Genomic DNA, 580 nt, shown 5'->3' with positions numbered 1-580 from the left:
TTGCCCAGGGTGTTCAGGCAGTGCGGGCAGGTCGCGACGATCTTCTTCGCCGACTTCGGCTTCCTCGTCGACTCGTCCTCGTCATCCTCGCCGAAGGCCATGTTCAGCGCGGCGACGTTCTCCATGCCCAGTTCCTGGAACAGGGGCTCGTTGCCCAGGCGGCGGGCGGAGTCACCGGTGCACTTCTCGTCACCGCCCATGATCGCGAACTTCACGCCCGCGATGTGCAGCAGCTCCGCGAAGGCCTTGGTGGTCTTCTTCGCCCGGTCCTCCAGGGCGCCGGCGCAGCCGACCCAGTACAGGTACTCGACCTCGGTGAGGTCCTCGATGTCCTTGCCGACGACCGGGACCTCGAAGTCGACCTCCTTGGTCCACTCCAGGCGCTGCTTCTTCGCCAGGCCCCAGGGGTTGCCCTTCTTCTCCAGGTTCTTGAGCATCGTGCCCGCCTCGGACGGGAACGCGGACTCGATCATCACCTGGTAGCGGCGCATGTCGACGATGTGGTCGACGTGCTCGATGTCGACCGGGCACTGCTCGACGCAGGCACCGCACGTGGTGCAGGACCACAGCACGTCCGGGT

Annotated in this window: 1 protein-coding gene; it reads right to left on the bottom strand. The window is 65.9% G+C overall.

The window, feature by feature from the left end; all coding sequences use genetic code 11:
- On the bottom strand, nt 1-580 hold a 580-nt coding region (locus IE177_RS34640; RefSeq protein ID WP_190019455.1), incomplete at both ends, for a (Fe-S)-binding protein.

The sequence above is a fragment of the Streptomyces lucensis JCM 4490 genome, assembly GCF_014650035.1.
In the GTDB taxonomy this organism is placed as follows: Bacteria; Actinomycetota; Actinomycetes; order Streptomycetales; family Streptomycetaceae; genus Streptomyces; species Streptomyces lucensis.
The sequence above is the reverse complement of the archived record's forward strand: the minus strand, read 5'-3'. Positions and strand labels throughout refer to the sequence as shown.